The 19,825-nt window shown below is 72.4% G+C and carries 16 protein-coding genes; 6 read left to right on the forward strand and 10 right to left on the reverse strand.

Going from position 1 to position 19,825, the window contains the following annotated elements; all coding sequences use genetic code 11:
• Positions 1–27: 27 nt before the first annotated feature.
• Genes ACTWQC_RS21110 through mycP form a run of 7 tightly spaced genes read right to left on the reverse strand, consistent with a single transcriptional unit; the run spans position 28 to position 9,533 of the window.
• Positions 28–573: a hypothetical protein gene (locus ACTWQC_RS21110; protein WP_443317315.1), complete on the reverse strand. Its 546-nt coding sequence runs from the start codon at positions 571–573 to the stop codon at positions 28–30.
• A 17-nt stretch (positions 574–590) separates the two neighbouring features.
• The gene (locus ACTWQC_RS21115) at positions 591–890 is read right to left on the reverse strand and encodes a WXG100 family type VII secretion target (protein WP_443317316.1); all 300 of its coding nucleotides are present in this window, start codon (positions 888–890) and stop codon (positions 591–593) included.
• A gap of 60 nt (positions 891–950) precedes the next feature.
• Positions 951–1,286, reverse strand: a complete 336-nt coding sequence (locus ACTWQC_RS21120) for a WXG100 family type VII secretion target (protein WP_443317317.1) — start codon at positions 1,284–1,286, stop codon at positions 951–953.
• A 59-nt stretch (positions 1,287–1,345) separates the two neighbouring features.
• On the reverse strand, positions 1,346–2,818 hold the full coding sequence (gene eccB / locus ACTWQC_RS21125; protein ID WP_443317318.1) for a type VII secretion protein EccB: 1,473 nt from the start codon (positions 2,816–2,818) through the stop codon (positions 1,346–1,348).
• 38 nt (positions 2,819–2,856) lie between these two features.
• Positions 2,857–4,245, reverse strand: coding sequence for a type VII secretion integral membrane protein EccD (eccD, locus tag ACTWQC_RS21130; RefSeq protein WP_443317319.1), 1,389 nt, complete (start codon positions 4,243–4,245; stop codon positions 2,857–2,859).
• A gap of 39 nt (positions 4,246–4,284) precedes the next feature.
• Positions 4,285–8,268: a type VII secretion protein EccCa gene (gene eccCa, locus ACTWQC_RS21135; RefSeq protein WP_443317320.1), complete on the reverse strand. Its 3,984-nt coding sequence runs from the start codon at positions 8,266–8,268 to the stop codon at positions 4,285–4,287.
• The gene (gene mycP, locus ACTWQC_RS21140; RefSeq protein WP_443317321.1) at positions 8,265–9,533 is read right to left on the reverse strand and encodes a type VII secretion-associated serine protease mycosin; all 1,269 of its coding nucleotides are present in this window, start codon (positions 9,531–9,533) and stop codon (positions 8,265–8,267) included. Before mycP ends, eccCa begins: the two co-directional genes overlap by 4 nt.
• A 414-nt stretch (positions 9,534–9,947) precedes the next feature.
• Here mycP and ACTWQC_RS21145 point away from each other — a divergent pair, with 414 nt between their 5' ends.
• The 4 genes from ACTWQC_RS21145 to ACTWQC_RS21160 all read left to right on the forward strand — a co-directional run bounded on the left by ACTWQC_RS21145 (position 9,948) and on the right by ACTWQC_RS21160 (position 11,591).
• Positions 9,948–10,658, forward strand: a complete 711-nt coding sequence (locus tag ACTWQC_RS21145) for a LuxR C-terminal-related transcriptional regulator (RefSeq protein ID WP_443317322.1) — start codon at positions 9,948–9,950, stop codon at positions 10,656–10,658.
• Between the two features lie 89 nt (positions 10,659–10,747).
• The gene (locus ACTWQC_RS21150) at positions 10,748–11,005 is read left to right on the forward strand and encodes a DUF6186 family protein (protein WP_443317323.1); all 258 of its coding nucleotides are present in this window, start codon (positions 10,748–10,750) and stop codon (positions 11,003–11,005) included.
• A 37-nt stretch (positions 11,006–11,042) separates the two neighbouring features.
• Positions 11,043–11,414 carry a DUF6256 family protein gene (locus tag ACTWQC_RS21155; RefSeq protein WP_443317324.1) on the forward strand — a complete coding sequence of 124 codons (372 nt, stop codon included), beginning with the start codon at positions 11,043–11,045 and terminating at the stop codon, positions 11,412–11,414.
• Positions 11,415–11,438: 24 nt separating this feature from the next.
• Complete coding sequence (locus tag ACTWQC_RS21160) at positions 11,439–11,591, forward strand: hypothetical protein (RefSeq protein WP_443317325.1); 153 nt, start codon at positions 11,439–11,441, stop codon at positions 11,589–11,591.
• A gap of 25 nt (positions 11,592–11,616) precedes the next feature.
• On the opposite strand, the gene ACTWQC_RS21165 is transcribed toward ACTWQC_RS21160, so the two are convergent.
• Both ACTWQC_RS21165 and ACTWQC_RS21170 read right to left on the reverse strand, forming a co-directional pair.
• On the reverse strand, positions 11,617–12,933 hold the full coding sequence (locus tag ACTWQC_RS21165; RefSeq protein WP_443317326.1) for an RNA polymerase sigma factor: 1,317 nt from the start codon (positions 12,931–12,933) through the stop codon (positions 11,617–11,619).
• 122 nt (positions 12,934–13,055) lie between these two features.
• Complete coding sequence (locus tag ACTWQC_RS21170; protein WP_443317327.1) at positions 13,056–13,415, reverse strand: YciI family protein; 360 nt, start codon at positions 13,413–13,415, stop codon at positions 13,056–13,058.
• A 224-nt stretch (positions 13,416–13,639) separates the two neighbouring features.
• Between ACTWQC_RS21170 and ACTWQC_RS21175 the strand changes: the two genes are divergently transcribed.
• On the forward strand, positions 13,640–14,422 hold the full coding sequence (locus ACTWQC_RS21175; protein ID WP_443317328.1) for a class I SAM-dependent methyltransferase: 783 nt from the start codon (positions 13,640–13,642) through the stop codon (positions 14,420–14,422).
• Positions 14,423–14,707: 285 nt separating this feature from the next.
• Here the strand turns inward: ACTWQC_RS21175 and ACTWQC_RS21180 are convergent, their stop codons facing one another.
• Positions 14,708–15,043 (reverse strand): hypothetical protein, encoded by a 336-nt coding sequence (locus ACTWQC_RS21180; RefSeq protein WP_443317329.1) that lies wholly within the window; start codon positions 15,041–15,043, stop codon positions 14,708–14,710.
• A 147-nt stretch (positions 15,044–15,190) separates the two neighbouring features.
• Between ACTWQC_RS21180 and ACTWQC_RS21185 the strand changes: the two genes are divergently transcribed.
• Positions 15,191–19,759, forward strand: coding sequence for an HAD-IC family P-type ATPase (locus ACTWQC_RS21185; RefSeq protein WP_443317330.1), 4,569 nt, complete (start codon positions 15,191–15,193; stop codon positions 19,757–19,759).
• Positions 19,760–19,825: the final 66 nt, after the last annotated feature.

Below are 19,825 nucleotides of genomic sequence, written 5' to 3' on the forward strand. Positions count from 1 at the left end.
TCGTCACGGGGCCGACGCCCCGGTGTGCTACGCCTTCCCGCTGCCGGGCTTGTAGGAGCCGAAATCCGACAGAACTTCACCGAGTTCGTCAGCGGACATTTTGTTCTGGTCCTCGGTGCTGGAGTACTTGTCCGCGAGCTTTTCAAGCCCCTGGGCCAGCGCCTCGAAGCCCTGTCCGAGATCATCCAGAGCGTCCATGTAACGCTTCTTGACCTGCTCACCGTTGACCAGACTGCGGATGTCCTCGGCATGCCCGAAGCCACCCGGCTCCACCTGCACGGTCTTGAGCATCTCGTGAGCGGGGTCGACCAACTCCGTGATCAGTCCTCGGACGGCATGAGCGAATTCCTTCATGGAGCGACTGTCGACCCGGTATTCGCCGGACCCGCCTTTCGTCCCCTTGACGGACCCGGACTTCCCGTCCCACTTCGGCCCCTTGGCCGGTTCGTGGCGGTGCGGTGGATTGGCGAGCACACCCTGCCAGGGACCCCAGTCGAACTTATTGAGGCCTTCCTGCGCCTGTATGTTTCCGCCCCCGTCCGGGGTGGCTCTGCCGTCGTGCATCGGTGCCATCGCGGTCTACGCCCTCGTCACTTGATGCCCTGCTGGGACCACATCTTCTGGGCCTGCTTCTCGCTGATGTCATACGTGTCGACGATCTGCTGCAGGGTGTGCGTGGCCTCGGAGAGCTTCTGCTTCATCTGGACCGCGGCGGAGTCCCACTCCGCCTTCTTCTCGCGGTACATCTCCCGCGCACCGCCCTCCCACTCCTGGAGGCTCTTCTCGACCTGGGTCTCCAAGTTGTGGATCATTTCCTCGATGGTGTTGGTCGACTTACCCATCTCGGCGATGACGGCCGCGACTTCCGAGAACTTGACTGCGTAGCTCATGGCAAACCTCTACTGAAAATCTGGTGGAAGGGGTGGTGCGCCGACGGTGGGCCGGCGAGCTCAGGAGAGACCGGAGCCGTGCAGAGCGGCGTCCAGCTTCGACGAAAAGCCCTGGACCTCGTACTCGCCCTGCTCGTAGCCCACCTTGCTTCCCTGGAGCGTGTCCTTCATCGCGTCCAGCGACTTGACCACAATGCCGAACTGCCGCATCCACTCCTGCAGCACCTGGCTGAACTTCCCGGATGCCTCGCCCTGCCATGCCGAGGTGAGCGAGGAGACGGTGCCGTCCATCTTCTTGAGTTCACCGAAGGCCATACCGACCTTTTCCTCGAACTCCTTGCCGGCCGCCGCCATGGCTCCATGGTCGACCTTGCTGATGTCACTGGCGTTTGCCATGCCTGGGTTCCCGTTTCGATTGTCTTGACGTTGCCCTGTCATTCTTCCTGGGCCAGAATTCAGCGACCAGGGACTCCAGTCCCGCCGATGTCCCGGGACAACGGGTGCACGCGGCCCGCTTCAGCCGGATCGAGAGCGGGCCCGGTCGGCAGGAACGCCAGGACGGTCGAGGGAACGTGAACGGGCTGCACCCCGCCGAGGCCGAGGGCGTCGGCCACTTCCCGGTCCGGCACGGGGTACTTGACCCCCAGGTCGGTGACGACGAAGAGGGTGCCGTGGTCCGCCCCGGGCGCGGGGAGGGCACGGGCGAGGAGGCCGCCGCCGGGCGGCATGCCGACCTTGTCCGCCACCGCGCGTCCACGGTCGCCGCCCGCTCCCCTCACCGGCGTACGGGCTTCCGGCGCCTTGTCGAGCACGACCAGCTCGGCCGTGGAGTGGGCGCCAACCTCGTAGCGTACGCACGGGGCACGGCCCCCCGCCGCGCTGACCACCTTCGGCAGCTCATCCGGGTAGCCACTGGGCACGTCGAGTCCGGCCGCCGAGCGCGGAGCCGCGTTCTTGTCGGCGGCGCTCAGCGGCAGCGCGGCCGCCCTGCCGTCCGGGTACGCCTCCCGGCTCGCGGGGTCGCCGAGTACGAGGAAGGCGACGGTGGCCGAGACCCGCGTGAGCCCGTCCTCCAGCAGGACGTGGTACTGCGGCTTCGCCTGGCCGACGGTGGTCACCGCGAAGACCTGGCCGACCCGGGCGGGTTGCCCGCCGACCTGCGGGCCCCTCTGCCCGCGCCCGGGGATGTCGGGGGCCTCCAGATCGGGCCCGGCGGTGAGGGCGTTCACGAAGGTCTCGTCCACCGTGAAGGGCGCGGCGGAGCCGTCCGCCAGGTCGTCCAGGCTGACGTGTCCGGTCACCTTCAACCGGCTTCCCCGCCACACCAGGTACGTCGTACCGCCCCGGCCACGAACCAGAACCGCCTCCTCGCGGCCACCGGGGGAACCCTCAGCGGAGCTGTCCGGCTCGTCACCCCCGACCGTGAGGGTGACCGACGGGCCGGACCGGCCCGAGCTGTCCGTGTCCGTGGTGGCACAGACGGACCAGGGTCCCGAGGCGAGGTGCCCGGGGTCGGGCAGCCGGTCGGGGGCGCCCGGGATGCCGACCGGCAGTCCGACCGGCTCTTCGCCCAGGGAGTTGCGGGAAAAGCTGCGCACCTCGCCCTCTCCCCCGGTCAGCAGGCGGGCCGAGGCGGTGTTGAGTACGGGATGCAGGGCGCCGTCGAGGAAGACGTAGCGCGCTCCGCTCTCCTTCTCCACGGCGATGGTGTTCGGCTGGTCGTAGCCGCTCTTGCCGCCGGGGCGTACGAGCCCGTAGACGGCGAAGCCTGCGATGAGGATGACGGAGATCATCACGCCGACGAAGGTGCCGACGGTGAACCGGCGCATCGGTGTCTCAGGGGCGTCCGGTTCGGCCAGCAGGAGGGCGGAGGAGGTCCGGCCGACGAGGAAGGCGTGGGCTTGGAGTTGGTCTTTGTTGTTACGCATGGCGCACCTAGGGGCTCCGGTTCCGGTTTCGCTTGTGCTCAGCCGGCGATCGCGCGGGCCCAGGCGAAGACGCCCAGGACGGCCAGGAGCATCGGCAGGGTGCTGATCGCGAACAGGGATTCCAGCAGGTCGGCGGCGCGTCCCCAGTGGGGCAGCAGGCGGCGGCCGGGTAGCCGGCGGGCGGCCGCGAGCAGGAACCCGGTGGCCGCGAGCAGGGCGCCGACGACCAGGGGTTGGCCCCATCCGTCCGGGAGCATCCGGGCCAGGCCGATGAGGAGGAGGGCGATCCCGTAGGCGCCGGGCAGGACGGCGGCCAGGCGTTGTTTGCCCGAGACCAGGACGCGGGAGCGCAGGAGGAGGGTGATGGAGACGGTGCCGATCAGGGCGGCCGGTGCCCAGCCCCCGGTGGGGGCCAGGGCGGTGAAGGCGGCCGCGCAGACGGTGCCGACGACGGTGAACAGGGCGGTGATGTAGCGGTCGGCGCGGGCGGTTCCGGCCAGGACGGGTCCGCTGGCGAGCGGTTCGTCGTCCTCCTGCAGTTCGTCGGCGTCGCTGGGCAGCACCGGCAGCCGCATCCCGGCCAGCCGGAAGGCCAGGGTGGGCACGGCGGGGCCGAAGGCCAGGGCCAGCACCGCCACCGCGGCGGCCGCCTGGCCCAGCGCTAGGTCGGTCAGCACGTCGAGCAGTCCGCACAGGGCGGTGGCCACCCCGACCAGGGCGGCGGCGATCAACGCGGGCGCAGAACCGCCGACCAGCAGCAGGGCGATGACCGCGACCAGGCCGAGGCCCGTACCGGCGGCCAGCACGCCGGGGCCTGCGGTCCACTGGTCGGAGGCGAAGGAACCGGGGGCGAGCATGCCGCACAGGACGGCATACGGCAGGGCGGTGCAGCCCAGCAGGGTTCCGGCGACCGAGTCGCCCAGCGAACGGGAGGCGGCACCGGCGGCCAGCAGCAGGGCGACGGCCACGCCTCCCGCGGTGATGGCCCTGGGCAGAGCCGGGCCGGGCTGCATCAGGACGGCCAGGCCGGTGACCAGCGCGGCGAGCATCAGGCCGAGGAAGAGCTTGCGGGTCATGCCCTCCCGCCAGCGGTCGGGCCGGTCCCGCATCCCGGTGGCCACCCCGTCGACCAGATCATCGAAGTCGAAGGCGGGCAGCGCGTCATGCCTGGCCCGCAGATGCACCACGTCCCCGTCCCGCAGGCCCAGCGCGGCCGGGGGCAGGTCCTCGTCCAGCGGGGTCTCGCCCAGGCGTTGCAGGACCCAGCCACCGTGCTCATAACCCGGCGGCACCCGTTCTCCTCCGGTACGGAGGATGGCCGGGAGGAGTTCGGCTACGGGGACGTGGGCGGGCACGGCGATATCAGCACGGGCCCGGGGGGTGACGACCGTCAAGCGGCACAGGTCTCCCGCGGTGTTGGTACTCACTGTTCCTCACACATGCACAGTTGTCGGTGGTGACCGGGGTCACGAGGTGTGACCGGTCTGGATGAGCAGCGGGGCGCGGCGGCGGGTGACGTACTGGGCGCGGCCGGGCGGGAGTTGGCGGGGCGTGGCATCGCCGAGGAATTTGCCTTCCTCGCGGCTGCAGGAGAGCAGCACGCCGGGGGTGCCCAGTTCCCACAGGCGGCGGAAGACCGGGTCCATCATCGCCCGCGAGGCGCCGGAGGAGGCGCGGGCGACGATGAGGTGGAATCCGATGTCGGCGGCCTGCGGCAGCAGTTCCAGCAGCGGTTGCAGCGGGCCGCCCATGGAGGAGGTGGCCAGCAGGTCGTAGTCGTCCAGCAGCAGGAACAACCGCGGGCCGCTCCACCAGTCCCGCCGCCGGATCTGCTCCGGCGTCACATTCGGGCCCGGCAGGCGCTTGCGCAGCGACTGGGTGATGCCGCCCGCGACTTCGGTGAGGGCGTCGGTGGTGACGGCGTAGCCGAGCTGCTGCTCGGTGGGCACGCAGTCGTACATCGACCGGCGGGGATCGGCCAGGATCACCCTGGCTCCGTCCGGGCCGTAGCGCTGGGCGATGCCCTGGCCGATCAGCCGTAGCAGGTTGCTCTTGCCGGATTCGGTGTCCCCGAAGACCATCAGATGCGGCGAGGTCTCGAAGTCGTGCACCACCGGGGCGAGGTTTTGCTCGTCGATACCGAGGGTGAGCCGGATGTCCCCGTCGGGAGCGGGCAGCTGCGCGGCGGGGAGCTCGGTGGGCAGCATCCGCACCGGGGGTGCGGTGTGGCCATGCCAGGACTCGGCGATCTCGGCGACCAGATCCCGCGTGGCCTCGGACAGGTCCTCCGCCACGTATCCGCCGTCGATCCGGGGCAGCGCGGCCAGGAAGTGCCGCCGGTCCCGGGTCAGACCCCGGCCCGGCACCGCCGGGACCCCGGCCGCGGCCCTGGTGTCCACCTCGGAATCGATCGGGTCACCCAGCCGCAGCTCGAACCGCGTACCCAGAAGGTCCCGCAGCCACGGCCGGATCTCCGTCCACCGGCCGCTGGTGACCACCAGATGGATCCCGTAGGTCAGACCCCGGGTGGCGATATCGGTCAGCACCGGTTCGAGGTTTTCGAACTCCTGCCGGAAGGTGAACCAGCCGTCGATGACCAGGAAGATGTCCCCCCACGGATCGTCCTGGACCTCACCGGTCGCCCGCAGGCGGCGGTAGAGCGCCATGGAGTCGATGCCGCGCTCGGTGAAGATCCGCTCCCGCCACGCCAACGCACCCGCGACTTCCGCGACCGTCCGGGTCACCCGGTCCTTGTCCAGCCGCGAGGCCACACCACCGGTGTGCGGCAGCCCCGAGAGCGACCCCAGCGAACCACCACTCAAGTCCAGGCAGTAGAACTGCGCATTGAGCGGAGTGTGCGTCAGGGCGAGGGAGCACAGCAGGGTACGCACCAGGGTGCTCTTCCCGCTCTGCGGACCGCCGACGATCCCGATATGTCCTGCGCCCCCGGCCAGGTCGGCGAGCAGCAGTTCCCGGCGCTGTTCCGCGGGCAGGTCGACAATGCCCAGCGGCACCCGCAATCCGGTCGAGCCCGCGTAACCGGCGGGCGCGAGCCCGTAGTCGGGGTCGGGTTCCAGCGGGGGCAGCAGCCGGTCCAGGCTCATCGGTTCGGTCAGCGGCGGCAGCCACACCTGATGCGCGGTCGCGCCCTTGTTCCGCATCCGGTCCACCAGAATCTCCAGCAGGGATTCCGCTCCTGAATATCCGGTGACGGGCTGCGGCTCGGGCGTGCCGTCGGGTTCGGCGGGCGCCAGGGCCCTGGGCTCCTGGTTGCCGATGCCGTAGGCGACGACCTGCCGCTGCACCATGGCCGCGGGTGTCGACTGGGCACCGCGGACCTGCGGGGCGCGGTAGGGCCCGGAGACATAGGCGGCCTTGAAGCGGATCAGCGTCGAGGTGTCGGTCTTCAGATACCCACTGCCCGGCGTCGGCGGCAGAGTGTGCGCATCCGGCACACCGAGCACACTGCTGCTCTCCGACGCGGAGAACGTGCGCAGCGCGATCCGGTACGACAGGTGCGACTCCAGATGATGGATACGGCCGGAGTCCAGCCGCTGGGTGGCCAGCAGCAGATGAACCCCCAGGCTGCGGCCCAGCCGGCCGATCATCACGAACAGGTCCATGAACTCCGGCTTGGCCGCCAGCAGTTCACTGAACTCGTCGACCACTACGAACAAGGTGGGCAGCGGATCCAGCGCCACACCCTTCGCCCGCGCCTGCTCATAATCGCGCAGCGACGCATACCCCGACTGCCGCAACACCTCCTGGCGGCGCACCAACTCACCCTGCAGGGCGTCCTGCATCCGGTCGACCAGCGTCAGCTCGTCCGCCAGGTTCGTGATCACCGCCGAGGTGTGCGGCAACTCCCCCAGTCCCAGGAACGTCGCACCGCCCTTGAAGTCAACCAGCACAAAATTCAGGACCTCCGGCGAATGCGTCACCGCCAGCGAGAGCACCAGGGTGCGCAGGAGTTCGCTCTTGCCGGAGCCGGTGGCGCCGATCAGCATCCCGTGCGGGCCCATACCGCCCTGTGCGGACTCGCGGATGTCCAGCTCCACCGGCGCCCCATTGGTGGACACCCCGATCGGGACGCGGAGTTGGTCCCACACCGAACGCGCCTGCCACAACGCGTACGCGTCCACCTGATGCGGATCCCCGACGCCCAGCAGGCTCGTCAGGTCGAAGCTGCCCTGCATCGGGTCGGCCGCCTCGGCCGCCCCGCCCAGCCGGTGCGGAGCCAGCATCCGCGCCAGCGCCTCGGCGCGCGGAACACTCAGCGCATCCGGCCGCCCGACCGGCGCGAAGGTGTCCTTGCCCGTCCGGTCGCTGCCGACCGCTTGCACCTTCTCCGGCTCCACCTGCAGCCGCATGGTGATCCGGTCCGCCCGCCACGGCAACGCCCCCGACACATCCAGCACCGTGGCATTCCGCACCCCGGCACCCGAGAACCGCGACCCGGCCGACACCGTCCCGCCATCGACGATCACCAGCACATACGGCTCGGCCGCGTTCGGCACAGCCGACCGGTCGAACCGGCTGCGCTCGGCGAACTCCGCGCCCAGCAGCGGCTCCAGCGCGAAGTAGTCGCTCGCCAGCAGCCGCATCGGCCCGGACACATCCTCCTGCACCGGATGCAGCGCATGCGGGAGCCACTTCGCCCACTCCCACTCCGCCCGCTGACCTTCCCCCACACACAGCGCGATCCGCAGATCATCCGGCGAGTGAAGGGTGGCAAGCTGCGCCACCACCGCGCGCACCATCGCCCGCGACGCCGCCGCGTCCCCCCGTACCAAAATCCTGCCGAACCCCCTCAGGAACACACTGATCGGCAGATCCGGCACGGTCGCATACCCGCGGATGAACCGCCGCAACGCCCGCGCGCACAGCGGCTCCAGATCCTCCACCGGCTTGGTCTGCGGGGGCTGCAGCTTCACCGCCGCCTCCTGCGCCCCCGTGGCGATCCGGACCTCACCGAAGTCGTCGTGACCGGACCGCCGCTCCCACAGCCGTCCGCTGGCCGCCACCGACCACAGCGCCTCCGGCTCCGGCCGGTCCCACAGCAGCGCCTCCCGCTGCTGCCCGATCGCCTTGCGCACCTTGCCGCGCATCTGCCCCAGATAGCGCAAATAGTCGCGCCGCTCGCCCTTCATCTTCCGCTTCCGCTGACCCGCCGTCCGCACCAGCTGCGCGATCAGCATGCCCAGCATGGACACACCCATCAGCCCCGCGCCTACGTAGGTCAGCGTCTTCCCCCCGCCGCCCATCCCGGGCCGGGAGAACATCATCATCGTCACCGCAGAACCCGCCGCCATCGGCAGATACATCAGCACGGAGGAGAGGTCCGCGCCCTGCTGCTCGGGCTGCGAAGGCGGCTCCTGCAACGCCAATTCGCCCTGGGGTATCTGGGGACCGGCCTGCCGCGCCGGCCGCCGGAACACGGTGGTGCTCACGTGGCTCCTCTGGTGCTGTCGTTCTCTGCGGGACGCCAACCCCGCCTGCGGCCACGCCGGACCAGCCGTACGGTCAGCCCCGCGCCGGCGGCCAGCGTCGTCGCGCCGCCGGCGAATCCGAGCGCGAGGGTGCGGGCCGCGGTGCCATCTGTGGCCGAGTGGGGCGCCGAGAGGCGCACGCCGGATTCCGAAGTGGCAGGCGCACGGCGGGCGGTGCCCTCGTCCGGCAGCACCGTCGCGACCGCCGCGTACGGGTTGGCCACACCCCACCCGAATCCGGGATCAGGCACCCGGCGCCCAGGAGGGTCCGCCGTCAGGGCGAGCCGCCTGCGGACCTGGGCCGCGCTGAGCTCCGGGTGGTACGAGCGGATCAGCGCGGCGACGCCGGAGACGAACGGCGCAGCGAAACTCGTACCGTCGTCGATCAGATGGCCGCCGCCGCTGCTGCCTGTGCTCACACTGATCACGCGTACGCCGGGAGCGGCCAGGTCGACGAACTTCCCCGTGCCCGAGAAGTTCGCGAGTTCGCCCTTCTCGTCCACAGCTCCCACGGCGACGACATCGGGATAGGCCGCCGGATACGTCCGCGGATTCCCCTGTTGCCCCTCATTGCCGGTCGCGGCGACCACGACCACGTCATGGCGCTCGGCGAACCGGACCGCCTCCTCGAGCGGCTCGCTGGCGTAGAACGCGGCCGAGGAGATGTTGATGACGTCCGCGCCCTCGCTCACCGCCAGCCGGATCGCCTCGGCCAGATCCGAGGCCGAGCCGGAACCATCCGTTCCATGGCGGATGGCCAGAACCTTCGCCGCCGGAGCGATCCCCGCGAAACCGACGCCATCCACCTGCCGCGCCGCCACGATCCCGGCGACGAAAGTCCCATGGCCGGCGCAGTCGCTGTCGGCACCGGCTCCCTCGGGCACGACGGCGCCCTTCAGCTGGGGGATGTCCCCGTCCACACCGGAGTCGATCACGGCGACGGTCACGCCCTCACCGCGCGTCAGCGGCCACACCCGCTCCGGCGCGAACTGTCTCTGCGCCCAGGGCACCTTGTGCACGACCACGTCCGACGGCGGTACGCATCCGCCCGAGCCGCCCGCCGGAGCCTCCAGCGGTGGCGGATCTTCTGCGGGCAGCACGCCGAGGGACTCGGGGGATGGGGCGGGGGCACGGGCCGGGCCGGGGGCGGCCAGGGCATCGGGAGCGACAAGCGGCATCAGCAGTGCCGCGCCGCATGCGGCCGCGGCGATGGCGGACAGCCGCATCACGTCTCTCCACATCGCTGTTCGCCGCTCACAGGGGATTTCGCAAAGGATTCACGGGACTTCGCAGGGGGCGTCGTTGGCCACAAGGGTTCGTCACGGGGGTATTCGCCACGGGGTTTCGTCACACGTGTTTCATCACAGGGGTTCGTCACAGGGGTTCGTCACAGGGCAGGAGGCGGACCCCGCCGGGGCCAGGGGGGATTGGCACGTCGTGCTCGCGCTTGACGACCCGGTGGGGCCACGCCTCCTGCGGAGATGCTGACCCATCCGGCGGCGGATGACCCGGGACCCCAGTCCCGCGCATGTCCCGGGACACCTCCCCGCCCGCCCGGCGAGGAGTGCGGCCGCGTTGAACCCGGCGCCGCCCGACTCCGTAAGCCAGAGGCCAGTCAAGACATGCGAGACGGGGTAACCGTGCGAATCCTCTTGGTGTCGGACCGGCCCGTCCTCCGGGCCGGCATCCAGTCCCTTCTCGGTGACATCAGCTGCAACGGCAGCCTGCCCGCGGTCACCACGTCCGTCGCGGGCAGGGAAGCCGCGCACATGGCCGCGGCCTGCGCCCCGGACGTCGTACTGGTCGGCGCCGACGCACGGGACTCCCGCAGGCAGCCGGTCCTCCCCCAGCTCACGGCGGAGCACGCGGTGATCTTCATCACCGACGACTGCAGCGCCGAGACCGTCGCCACCGCCCTGCGCGAAGGCGCCGAAGGCTGTCTGGAGGCCACGGAGCTGACGGCGCGGGAGCTGATCTCGGCGATCGAGACGGTCCGTACGGGCCGCCCGTACCTCGCGCCCGAGGCGGTGGCCGCGCTGATGACCGTCGTACGGACCCGACCCGGCCTGTTCGGCCACAGCGCTGTACCGGACGGGCTGCTCACTCCACGCGAGCTCGACATCCTCGACCTCATGGCACGGGGCTGTGGCAACCACGAGATCGCCGGACGGCTGCTGCTGAGCGGCAAGACCGTGCGCAACTACGTCAGCCAGATCTATCTCAAGCTCCAGGTCCGCGACCGGGCCGAAGCAGTCGCCCTCTGGCTCGGCACGACGGACTCCGCACCGGCCCGCTGGCGATCGCGGGAGCCCGCCGTGCCCACGCCCACGGCGACCCGCCCGGCGCCGTAGATCCTTGCCGGTGGCTGCCGCAGACCGCACGCTGTAGGCCGATCCCGTGCAATGACATGCAGGGAAATACAGGGAAGTGCGGAGAACTTATGACGGCGGCGGCCGGGACGACGACCGGGCATCCGGTGATCGGGTATCTCGTCTGGGCGTTTCTGTTCGGCGCCCTGTTCGCCTGGGAGGGCATCGGCCTCGTCCGGTCCGACGACGCCTTCCCCACCCTCAGCGACGCCATGGGCGCGGTGATGCGCTATCCGGTGGGGCGGTGGGCGCTGTTCGCCCTGTGGCTGTGGTTCGGCTGGCACACCTTCGTACGCGGATGGCACTTCCTGCTCCGCGACGCCCAGTGACGGCCTCCCGGTCTCCGGTGGTCGGAAGGCCCGTACGGTGCTGCCCGTCCCGCTGAACATCGGCATCATGCTCATCGGCTATCTGCTGGTCATGGGCTACCTCGCCCTCGGCCTGCGCATCCTGCGGCGGCAGGCGGGCCTGCCCGCCCCGGCGGCCGGGAGGCGCGGCTGGCCCGCTCTGATCAGCCGGGTGGCCGGGACCGCGGCCGGCGGATACGTGCTGCTGATGGCCGTCGTGGTCGGCTACTACCACGGCGTGGTGCGCCTGGGCGGCCGGTTCCTGGCGAGCGCGCTCACCGGTACCGCGACGCTGGTGGGGATCACCATTCCGGGGTTCCTCGCCGTGTCCTGGCTGGTCGAACGGCGGCGGCGCGGGCGGAATTCGGGAGCCGCCGAGCACGGCGACTGAGCTCGAGCCGACGAGAATGGCGTCGTGCGCACAGTGTCACTCCGGCAGCGACTGCGGGCCTGGCTCAGCCGCGCCTTCTACGGGGAGAACAGCCAGATCCGCAAACCGACGGCCGAGGAGTACCGGGCGATCACCCGTGGCCGGGGCCGAGGGTGGCGCGACCGCGGCCACGGCTGAGGGCCCGCCGGCGAGTACCTGGCGATCACCCATGGCCAGGACCGCGACCGGCGCGACCGCGACCGCGGCCACGGTCGAGCGCGGCGGCGCGGTCCAGGAGGAGCGCGCGCTCCGGGGCGTTACGGGTGAGGGAGGCCGCGCGCTCCAGCTCCTGGCGGGCCTCGTCGGTGCGGCCGAGCCGGGCGAGCAGGTCGCCCCGGACGCTCGGCAGCAGGTGATAGTCCTTGAGCGACGGCTCCGAGGTGAGGGCGTCGACGAGCTCGAGCCCCTTGGCCGGGCCGTACGCCATGGCGACCGCGACCGCCCGGTTCAGCTCCACCACGGAGGACGGAGCCCGCTCGGCCAGCGCCTCGTAGAGGACGGCGATCTGCGCCCAGTCCGTCTCCTCGGGAGTGAGGGCCCGCGCGTGGCAGGCGGCGATGGCGGCCTGGAGGGCGTACGGACCGGGCCTGCCGCCGAGGGCGTTGGCGCGGGCGAGGGCGGCGAATCCGCGGCGGATGAGCAGCTGGTCCCAGCGCGAGCGGTCCTGGTCGAGCAGCAGGACGGGCTCACCGGACGGGCCGGTACGGGCGGCCGAGCGCGAGGCCTGGATCTCCATCAGCGCGACGAGCCCGTGCACTTCCGGCTGCCGGGGCATGAGCCCGGCCAGGATGCGGCCGAGCCGCAGCGCGTCCTCGCAGAGTGCAGGCCGCATCCAGTCGTCGCCCGCGGTGGCCGCGTAGCCCTCGTTGAAGATGAGGTAGATGACCTCGAGGACGGAGGACAGCCGGTCGGCGAGCTCGGGTCCGTGGGGGACCTCGAAGGGGACGCGCTTCTGGGAGAGGGTCCGCTTGGCCCGGACGATGCGCTGGGCGACGGTCGGCTCCGCCACCAGGAACGCGCGGGCGATCTCCTCGGTCGTCAGCCCGCCGAGGAGGCGGAGGGTGAGCGCGACGCGGGCGTCCTGGGACAGCACGGGGTGGCAGGCGGTGAACACCAGGCGCAGCAGGTCGTCCTCGATGCCGCCGTCGAGGGCGGCCTCCGCGGCCTCGATGTCCGGCGCGGCGAGCTGCTGCTCGAGCTCGTGGCCGAGGAGTTCGAGCTTGCGCGCGAAGCGTTCATTGCGGCGGAGGAGGTCGATCGCGCGGTGCTTCGCGGTGGCCATGAGCCAAGCGCCCGGATTGCGCGGGACGCCCGACTCCGGCCACTGCTCGAGCGCGGCGACCAGGGCGTCCTGCGCGAGCTCCTCGGCGATGCCGACGTCGCGCACGATGCGCGTGAGACCGGCGATGAGCCTCGCCGACTCGATCCTCCAGACCGCGTCGATCGCGCGGCGGGCGTCATCCGGGTCCGAATCCCTCACGGCCCCTCATCAGAGCAGGCCGGCCGCCCGACGGCAACACAGAGCGGTACGGCTCGGGTCCCGCCGCCCCCGGCCCCGCCCCGCCCGTACCCCGGGCGGGGCGTAAGCAGCCCTGGGGCCGCTTAGCCTTCCGGCTCCTCGATCTGCCGGACCTCGGACGTGATCTCCCAGTCCTCTCCGTGGATCCGCACGAAGCGCTTCGCCCACTCCACCGCCTCGTCCTTCGACTTCGCCTGGACGATCGCGTAGCCGCCGATCACCTCCTTGGTCTCGGTGAACGGACCGTCGATCACGCTCTCCTTGCCGTGGTCCCAGTGCACCCGCGTGGCCTCGGAGGTCGGCCGCAGGCCCGCGGTGTCGAGCAGCACGCCGGCCTTGGTCATCTCCTCGATCAGCTTCCCCATCTCCTCCATCAGCTCCGGGCTGGGGCCGCCCTCGGGCGCCGCGTTCTCGTCGATCCTGACCATCATCATGAACCGCATCGCTATGTCTCCTTGTCGCTTCCATGCCTTGTCAATGCCGTGCCGATGCCTCTTGGCTCCGGTTCCGGCGGGGAGCCGGGCTCCGCGACCGTTCCGCCGCCGAAACCCTGCCTCTACTGACGCATCGAACGGGAAACCGCCGGATCGACACGACGGGCGAAGTTTTTTCGCGGCTCGGTTACGCTCCCCCAAGAGGTCAGCCACTCCGACCAACGGAGGCCGCCATGCCGGAGATCGCCGCGCCCAGGCAGCGGAGGAACCGCACCAGCCTCGCCCACAAGGTGAGCTACGCCGTGCGGCACCCGCAGCGCGTGCCCGCACACCTGCGGCGGGCCGCCCGCGACGCCTGGCTGCGGGCCAGACACCGCGACCACATCGCGTACTACCGGGCCGTGATGGCCTCGGACACCGCGCGGAGTCCGGAGGGGGCGGTCGGGAGCGCGTCGCAGGAGCGCTGGCTGGCGCTCGGGCAAATGCAGTTCGACTACCTCACGGAGCACGGGCTGAAGCCGCAGGACCGGATGCTGGAGATCGGCTGCGGGAACCTGCGGGCGGGCTGGCGCTTCATCGACTATCTCGAGCCGGGCCACTACTACGGCATCGACATCTCGCCGGACATCCTGGTCGAGGCCGAGAAGACGGTGGTCCGCCGCAATCTGCAGGACAAGCTGCCGCATCTGGCCCTCACCACCGACCTGACGCTGGACTTCCTGCCCAGCGGCTGGTTCTCGGTGGTGCACGCGCACAGCGTCTTCTCGCACTCGCCGCTCGAGGTCATCGAGGAGTGCCTGGCCCACGTCGGCAGGGTGCTCGCGCCCGACGGCTTCTTCGACTTCACCTTCGACCGTACCGAGGGCACCGAGCACCAAGTCCTCCACGAGGACTTCTACTACCGCACGGAGACGCTCATCGGGCTGGCCGAGAAGCACGGCATGGCCGCCCGCTTCATGGACGACTGGGAGCTGCGCCCGCACGGACAGTCGAAGATCCGGGTCAGCCACCCATAAGAACGCCTGGGAGCGGCGCCCGCACGGACAGTCGAAGACCCGAGTCAGCCACCCACAAGAACGCCTGGGAGCGGCGCCCGCACGCACAGTCGAAGACCCGAGACAGCCACCCACAAGAACGCCTGGGAGCTGCGCCCGCACGCACAGTCGAAGACCCGAGACAGCCACCCACAAGAACGCCTGGGAGCTGCGCCCGCACGGACAATCGACGATCCGGGTCAGTCACCCGTAAGAACCCAGGTCAGCCACCCGTAGGCTCTACGCCTTCACTGCGGCCCGCGCTGCCTACGCCTTCGCCGCCTGCGCCTTCGCGCCCTTCCCCGCAGGGGCCAGCGGGCCCGCGCGTCGCAGCACGGCGTAGCCCACGCCGATGCCGACGGCCACCGGCCAGTCGAGGACATCCGCCGCGCCCAGCACACCGAGGCCGGCGTAGAGCGGCAGGCCGCCCTTGGCGGGGAGCACCTCGCGGGCCACGGCGACGGGCAGCAGCGCCGCGTTCATCGCGCCGGAGGCGACGCGGTCGACCGGGGGAATCGTGATGGTGATGCTGCGCCCGCCGGTGGGGCGCCGCTCGGGAGCCTTGCTGGTCTCCGTCGGCTTGGCCCTGGTCTTGGCGGTCACGGTTCTCACATCCGCACATGAGTTGGTTTGCACCAGTTGGTTGCACCAGTTCCACTTTCAGTCTATCGGGTGTACTTCGGGCCAGTAAGGGAACCGTGGGCCTTCGGGGTCTCCCAGGCCCCCAGTCCCGATCGGAAGGTACGGACGATGTCACCACTGCGTGGCCCTCTGTACGGCCCCCTGCACGTCCCGCTGGAAGGCCTGCGCGGGGCAGCGGAGTTCGCCGGGCAGGTGCTCGCGGGCCATGTGCTCGGGCTGCCGCGGCGCGGGGTGTGGGAGCGCCCCGGGCGCTGCTACATCGAGGTCCGCGAGCTGAGCGGCCCAGGCGGCGTACGGGTTTCCCGGCTCGTCGAGCAGGCGCTCGAGGAGCATCCCGGAGTCGCGTGGGCGCGGGTGAACGCGCCGTCCGAGCGCGTGGTCGTGGGGCTCGCCACGCCGCCCGCGCCCACGCGCGAGCTGATCGCGCTCATCGAGCAGGCCGAGGCCCGCAGCGCGGTGCCGGGAGTTCCCGAGCACGACGAGTGGTGTGCCGAGCCGCACCACCCGGCCGAGGGCCCGCGCACCGGCCCTTCGGTCTCTGCACTGGCCGCGGACGCTGTGGGTCTCGGGTTCTCCACGGTCACCCGGCTCGTGCGCTGGGCGCCGCTGCCCGCCGAGGTGGCGGCCCTCGTCGGGGCGCTGCAGCACCACCCGCGGCTGCGGCATCTCGCGGACCGGGGCCTGCCGGGCGAGCAGCCCGCGGAGTCCGTCCTCCCGGTGGTCAGCGCGCTGACGCAGGGCGTGGCGACGCGGGGCGCCGGTCTGGCGCTGGACGTCGCGCAGCGGGTCGCCCAGTGGCGGGAGGCGGGCGCGGAGCTCGACGCGTGGGCGGCTGCCGAGCCGCGGCTCGTACGAGGGCCCGACCACGCGTCGGCCGAGCCGATCGTGGTGGAGCGGCCGGGGCCGCCGCACCGGGACACGGTGGCGCGCTACGCCGAGCGGGCCATGGGGATCGGCGCGCTGGCGGGCGGCCTGTCCGTACCCTTCGCCGGTCCGCGGCGCGGGCTCGCGGTCGCGCTGTCCGCCCTGCCGAAGGCCCCGGCTGCGGGGCGCGAGGGCTTCGCGACGACGCTCGGCCGGTTCCTCTCGCTGCGCGGCGTGGTGGCCATGGACCGGGCCGCTCTGCGCAGGCTCGGGCAGGTGGACACGGTGGTGCTGGAGGAGGAGGCGCTGCGCGCCGACCGCTACGAGCCGGTGGACCTGGTGCCGCTGAGCGGGACGGAGCCCGACGCGGTGGCCGAGCGGTTCTTCGCGCTGTTCGGCCCGGACGCCGCGCTGGAGACGCGCAGGGAGGGCCGCTGGGTGCTGGGCCCGCTCGACGATCTCGAACTGACCGGACGCACCGGGCGGCAGGCGGCCGGGCGGCTGCGCAAGCAGGGCAGCGAGCGGATCCTCGGCCTGGCCAGGGGTCGTCGCCTGGAGGCCGTGGCGGGCCTCGCCGCGCAGACCGCCCCGGGCGCGGAGGCCGTCGCGGCGGCCGCTCGCCGGGCGGGCGTACGGGTGGTGCTGGCCACGGACCGCCACCAGCCCGCGTTCTCCTTCGCGGACGCCGTGGTGCCGGCCGGAGGGCGGCTGGTCGCTTCGGTGCGGGCGCTGCAGGCCGACGGCGCGGTGGTGCTGCTGATCTCCGGGAACCGCCGCGCGCTGGGCGCCTCCGACTGCGGCATCGGGGTCCACCGCGCCGGCGACCCGCCCGCGTGGGGTGCCCACCTGCTGGTCGGCGCGGACCTCGAGGCCGCCGGGCTGATCGTCGACGGCATCGGCGTGGCCGCCCGGGTCGACCACGACAGCGCCGTCCTCGCCGCCGGCGGCAGCGGCGTCGGCGCGGTCGCCGCACTGCAGTCGGCCCCGGCGCAGGCCTGTTCGCGCGGTCAGGCCGCGGGCACCGCCGCCGGATCCGCGGCCTTCTGCATGGGCGTCTGGCGGGCACGGCAGCTGCTGGCCCAGCCCGTCGAGCCGCCCGTGAGCACCACGCCCTGGCATCTGATGCCCGCGGACCGGGTGCTGGAGCGCCTGGGCACCACAGCCGACGGGCTGAGCGCGCAGGAGGCCGCGGACCGCGCGGGCGCCCAGCCGGGTACGGGCGAGCCGGCGCGTACGACCCTGCCCTCCGCCTTCGTCGAGGAGCTGGCCAACCCGCTCACACCGGTCCTCGCCGCCGGGGCCGCCCTGGCCGCCGCCGTCGGGTCGCGCACCGACGCCGCGCTCGTGGCCGCGATCACCGCCACGTCCGCGCTGGTCGGCGGCTTCCAGCGGGTCAGGACCGAGCGCGCGCTCGCCGACCTGTTCGCCCGCTCGGCGATCGGCGCACGCGTGCGGCGGGGCGGGGCGGAGCGGCTGGTGACCGCGGGCGACCTGGTGCACGGAGACGTGGTCGTGCTGCGTCCGGAGGACGTGGTGCCCGCGGACTGCCGGCTGCTGGAGGCGGAGGGGCTCGAGGTCGACGAGTCCTCGCTGACCGGCGAGTCTCTGCCGGTGTCCAAGGACCCGGTGCCGGTGGTCGCCGCGCGGATCGCGGACCGCCGCTCGGTGCTCTACGAGGGCTCGACCATCTCCGCGGGACGCGCGACGGCCGTCGTGGTGGCCACCGGGTCCGCCACCGAGGTGGGCCGCAGCATGGCCACGGCCCGCCGCTCCGCCCCGGTGACGGGCGTGGAGGCACGGCTGACCAAGCTGACCAGGGCAGGACTGCCGGTGGCGCTCGGCTCCGCGGCCGCGGTGGCCGGGGCGGGCCTGCTGCACGGGCACCGCATCACCGACACCCTCGCCTCGGCGGTGAACCTGGCCGTCGCCTCCGTCCCCGAGGGCCTGCCGTTCCTGGTCAACGCGGCGCAGCTGGCGGCGGCCAGGCGCCTCGCGGACCACGGCGCGCTGGTGCGCAACCCCCGGACGATCGAGGCGCTCGGCCGCGCCGACGTGCTGTGCTTCGACAAGACCGGCACCCTCACCGAGGGCCATCTCCAGCTGGCGGCGGTCAGTGACGGCGAGTCCGCGCAAGCCCTGGAACGGCTCGGCGCCGACCACAAGGCAGTGCTGGCCGCCGCGCTGCGCGCCACCCCGCCCGCGCGCCAGGCCGAGCCGATGGCCCATCACACGGACCAGGCGGTGGCGGCCGGAGCCCGCAGGGCCAAAGTGGCCGTACGGCGCGGGGCGGCCCGCTGGCGGCGCACCGACTCCCTGGCCTTCGAGCCGTCGCGCGCCTACCACGCCACCGCGGGTCGTACGTCGCACGGCGTGCTGCTCAGCGTGAAGGGCGCCCCGGAGAACGTGCTGTCCCGCTGCCGCCGCAGGCGCCTGCACGGCACGACGGCCGCGCTCGACGAGGCCGGGCGCAGCGGCCTGACGGCCATGGCGGAGGAGCTCGCGGGCGCAGGCCGCCGGGTCCTGGCCGTGGCCGAGCGCACCATGCGGGCGGACGCCCAGCTCACCGACGACGCCGTGGACGACCTCGTCTTCCTCGGGTTCATCACGCTGGCCGACCCGGTCCGTACGAGCGCCGCCCCCGCCACGGCGCGGCTGCGCGAGGCCGGGGTGCAGATCGTCATGCTCACCGGCGACCACCCGGCCACCGCCGACGCCATCGCGGCCACCGTCAGCGCGGACACGGAGCTCACGGTGTCGACCGGGCCGGATCTCGACGAGCTCGACGACGCCGAACTCGACGCGCTGCTCCCCACCGTGGACGTCATCGCCCGGTGCAGCCCGCACCACAAGGTCCGTATCGTCCAGGCCTACCAGCGGCTCGGCCGGGTCGTCGCGATGACGGGCGACGGGGCGAACGACGCTCCTGCGATCCGGCTCGCCGACATCGGGATCGCCCTCGGGCGGCGCGGCACACCGGCCGCGACGGCGGCAGCGGACCTGGTCGTCGGGGACGACCGGCTGGAGACGATCATCTCGGCGCTGATGGAGGGCCGGGCCATGTGGGCGTCGGTGCGCGCCGCGCTCGCGATCCTCATCGGCGGGAACCTCGGCGAGGTCTCCTTCAGCGTGCTGGCCGCCGCCCTGACCGGCACCGCGCCGCTCAACGCCCGCCAGATCATGCTGGTCAACCTGCTCACCGACCTGGCCCCCGCCCTGGCCATCGCCGTACGCGAGCCGACCGCCGGGGTCGGCGAACGGCTGCTGCGCGAGGGTCCGCACCAGTCCCTGGGCGCGGCACTGACCTACGAGATGGTGGTGCGCGGCGCCACCACCACCTTCGGCGCGGGCCTGGCCTGGGGCCTCGCCCGCCTCACGGGCACGCAGCGCCGCGCGAGCACGGTGGCGCTGGCCGCCGTCGTCGGCACCCAGCTCGCCCAGACGCTCCTCGCCGGCGGCCTGGACCGCAACGTCCTGGCCGCGGGGCTGGGTTCGGCCGCGGTCCTCGCGGCGATCATCCAGACGCCGGCCGTCAGCCAGTTCTTCGGGTGTACGCCGCTGGGCCCGGTGGCGTGGGGCATCGCACTCGGCTCGATCGGTTCCGCGACCTTGCTCAACGCCGTACTCGGCCCGCTGTCCCGGCGCCTGGCCGAGGCGGAGGAGGAAGCGGGGGAGGAAGCGGGGGAGGTGCCGGAGGCGGCTGGGGCGGAGGCCAGGGCGGCAGGGGAAGCGGCGGCCCGGGAGGCCAGGAAGGCCGGAGAAGCCGGGCGAGCCGGGAAGGTTGCCCGGCCCGCCGCCGCACCCGCCGCCGAGTAGCGGCGCCCTGCGCAGGGTGCCAGGGTGGGTGAGGAGGCCACCGGTGGGCCACCGGCCGGGCCGCCT

This window comes from Streptomyces sp. 8N616 (assembly GCF_052246385.1).
Taxonomy (GTDB): Bacteria; Actinomycetota; Actinomycetes; order Streptomycetales; family Streptomycetaceae; genus Streptomyces.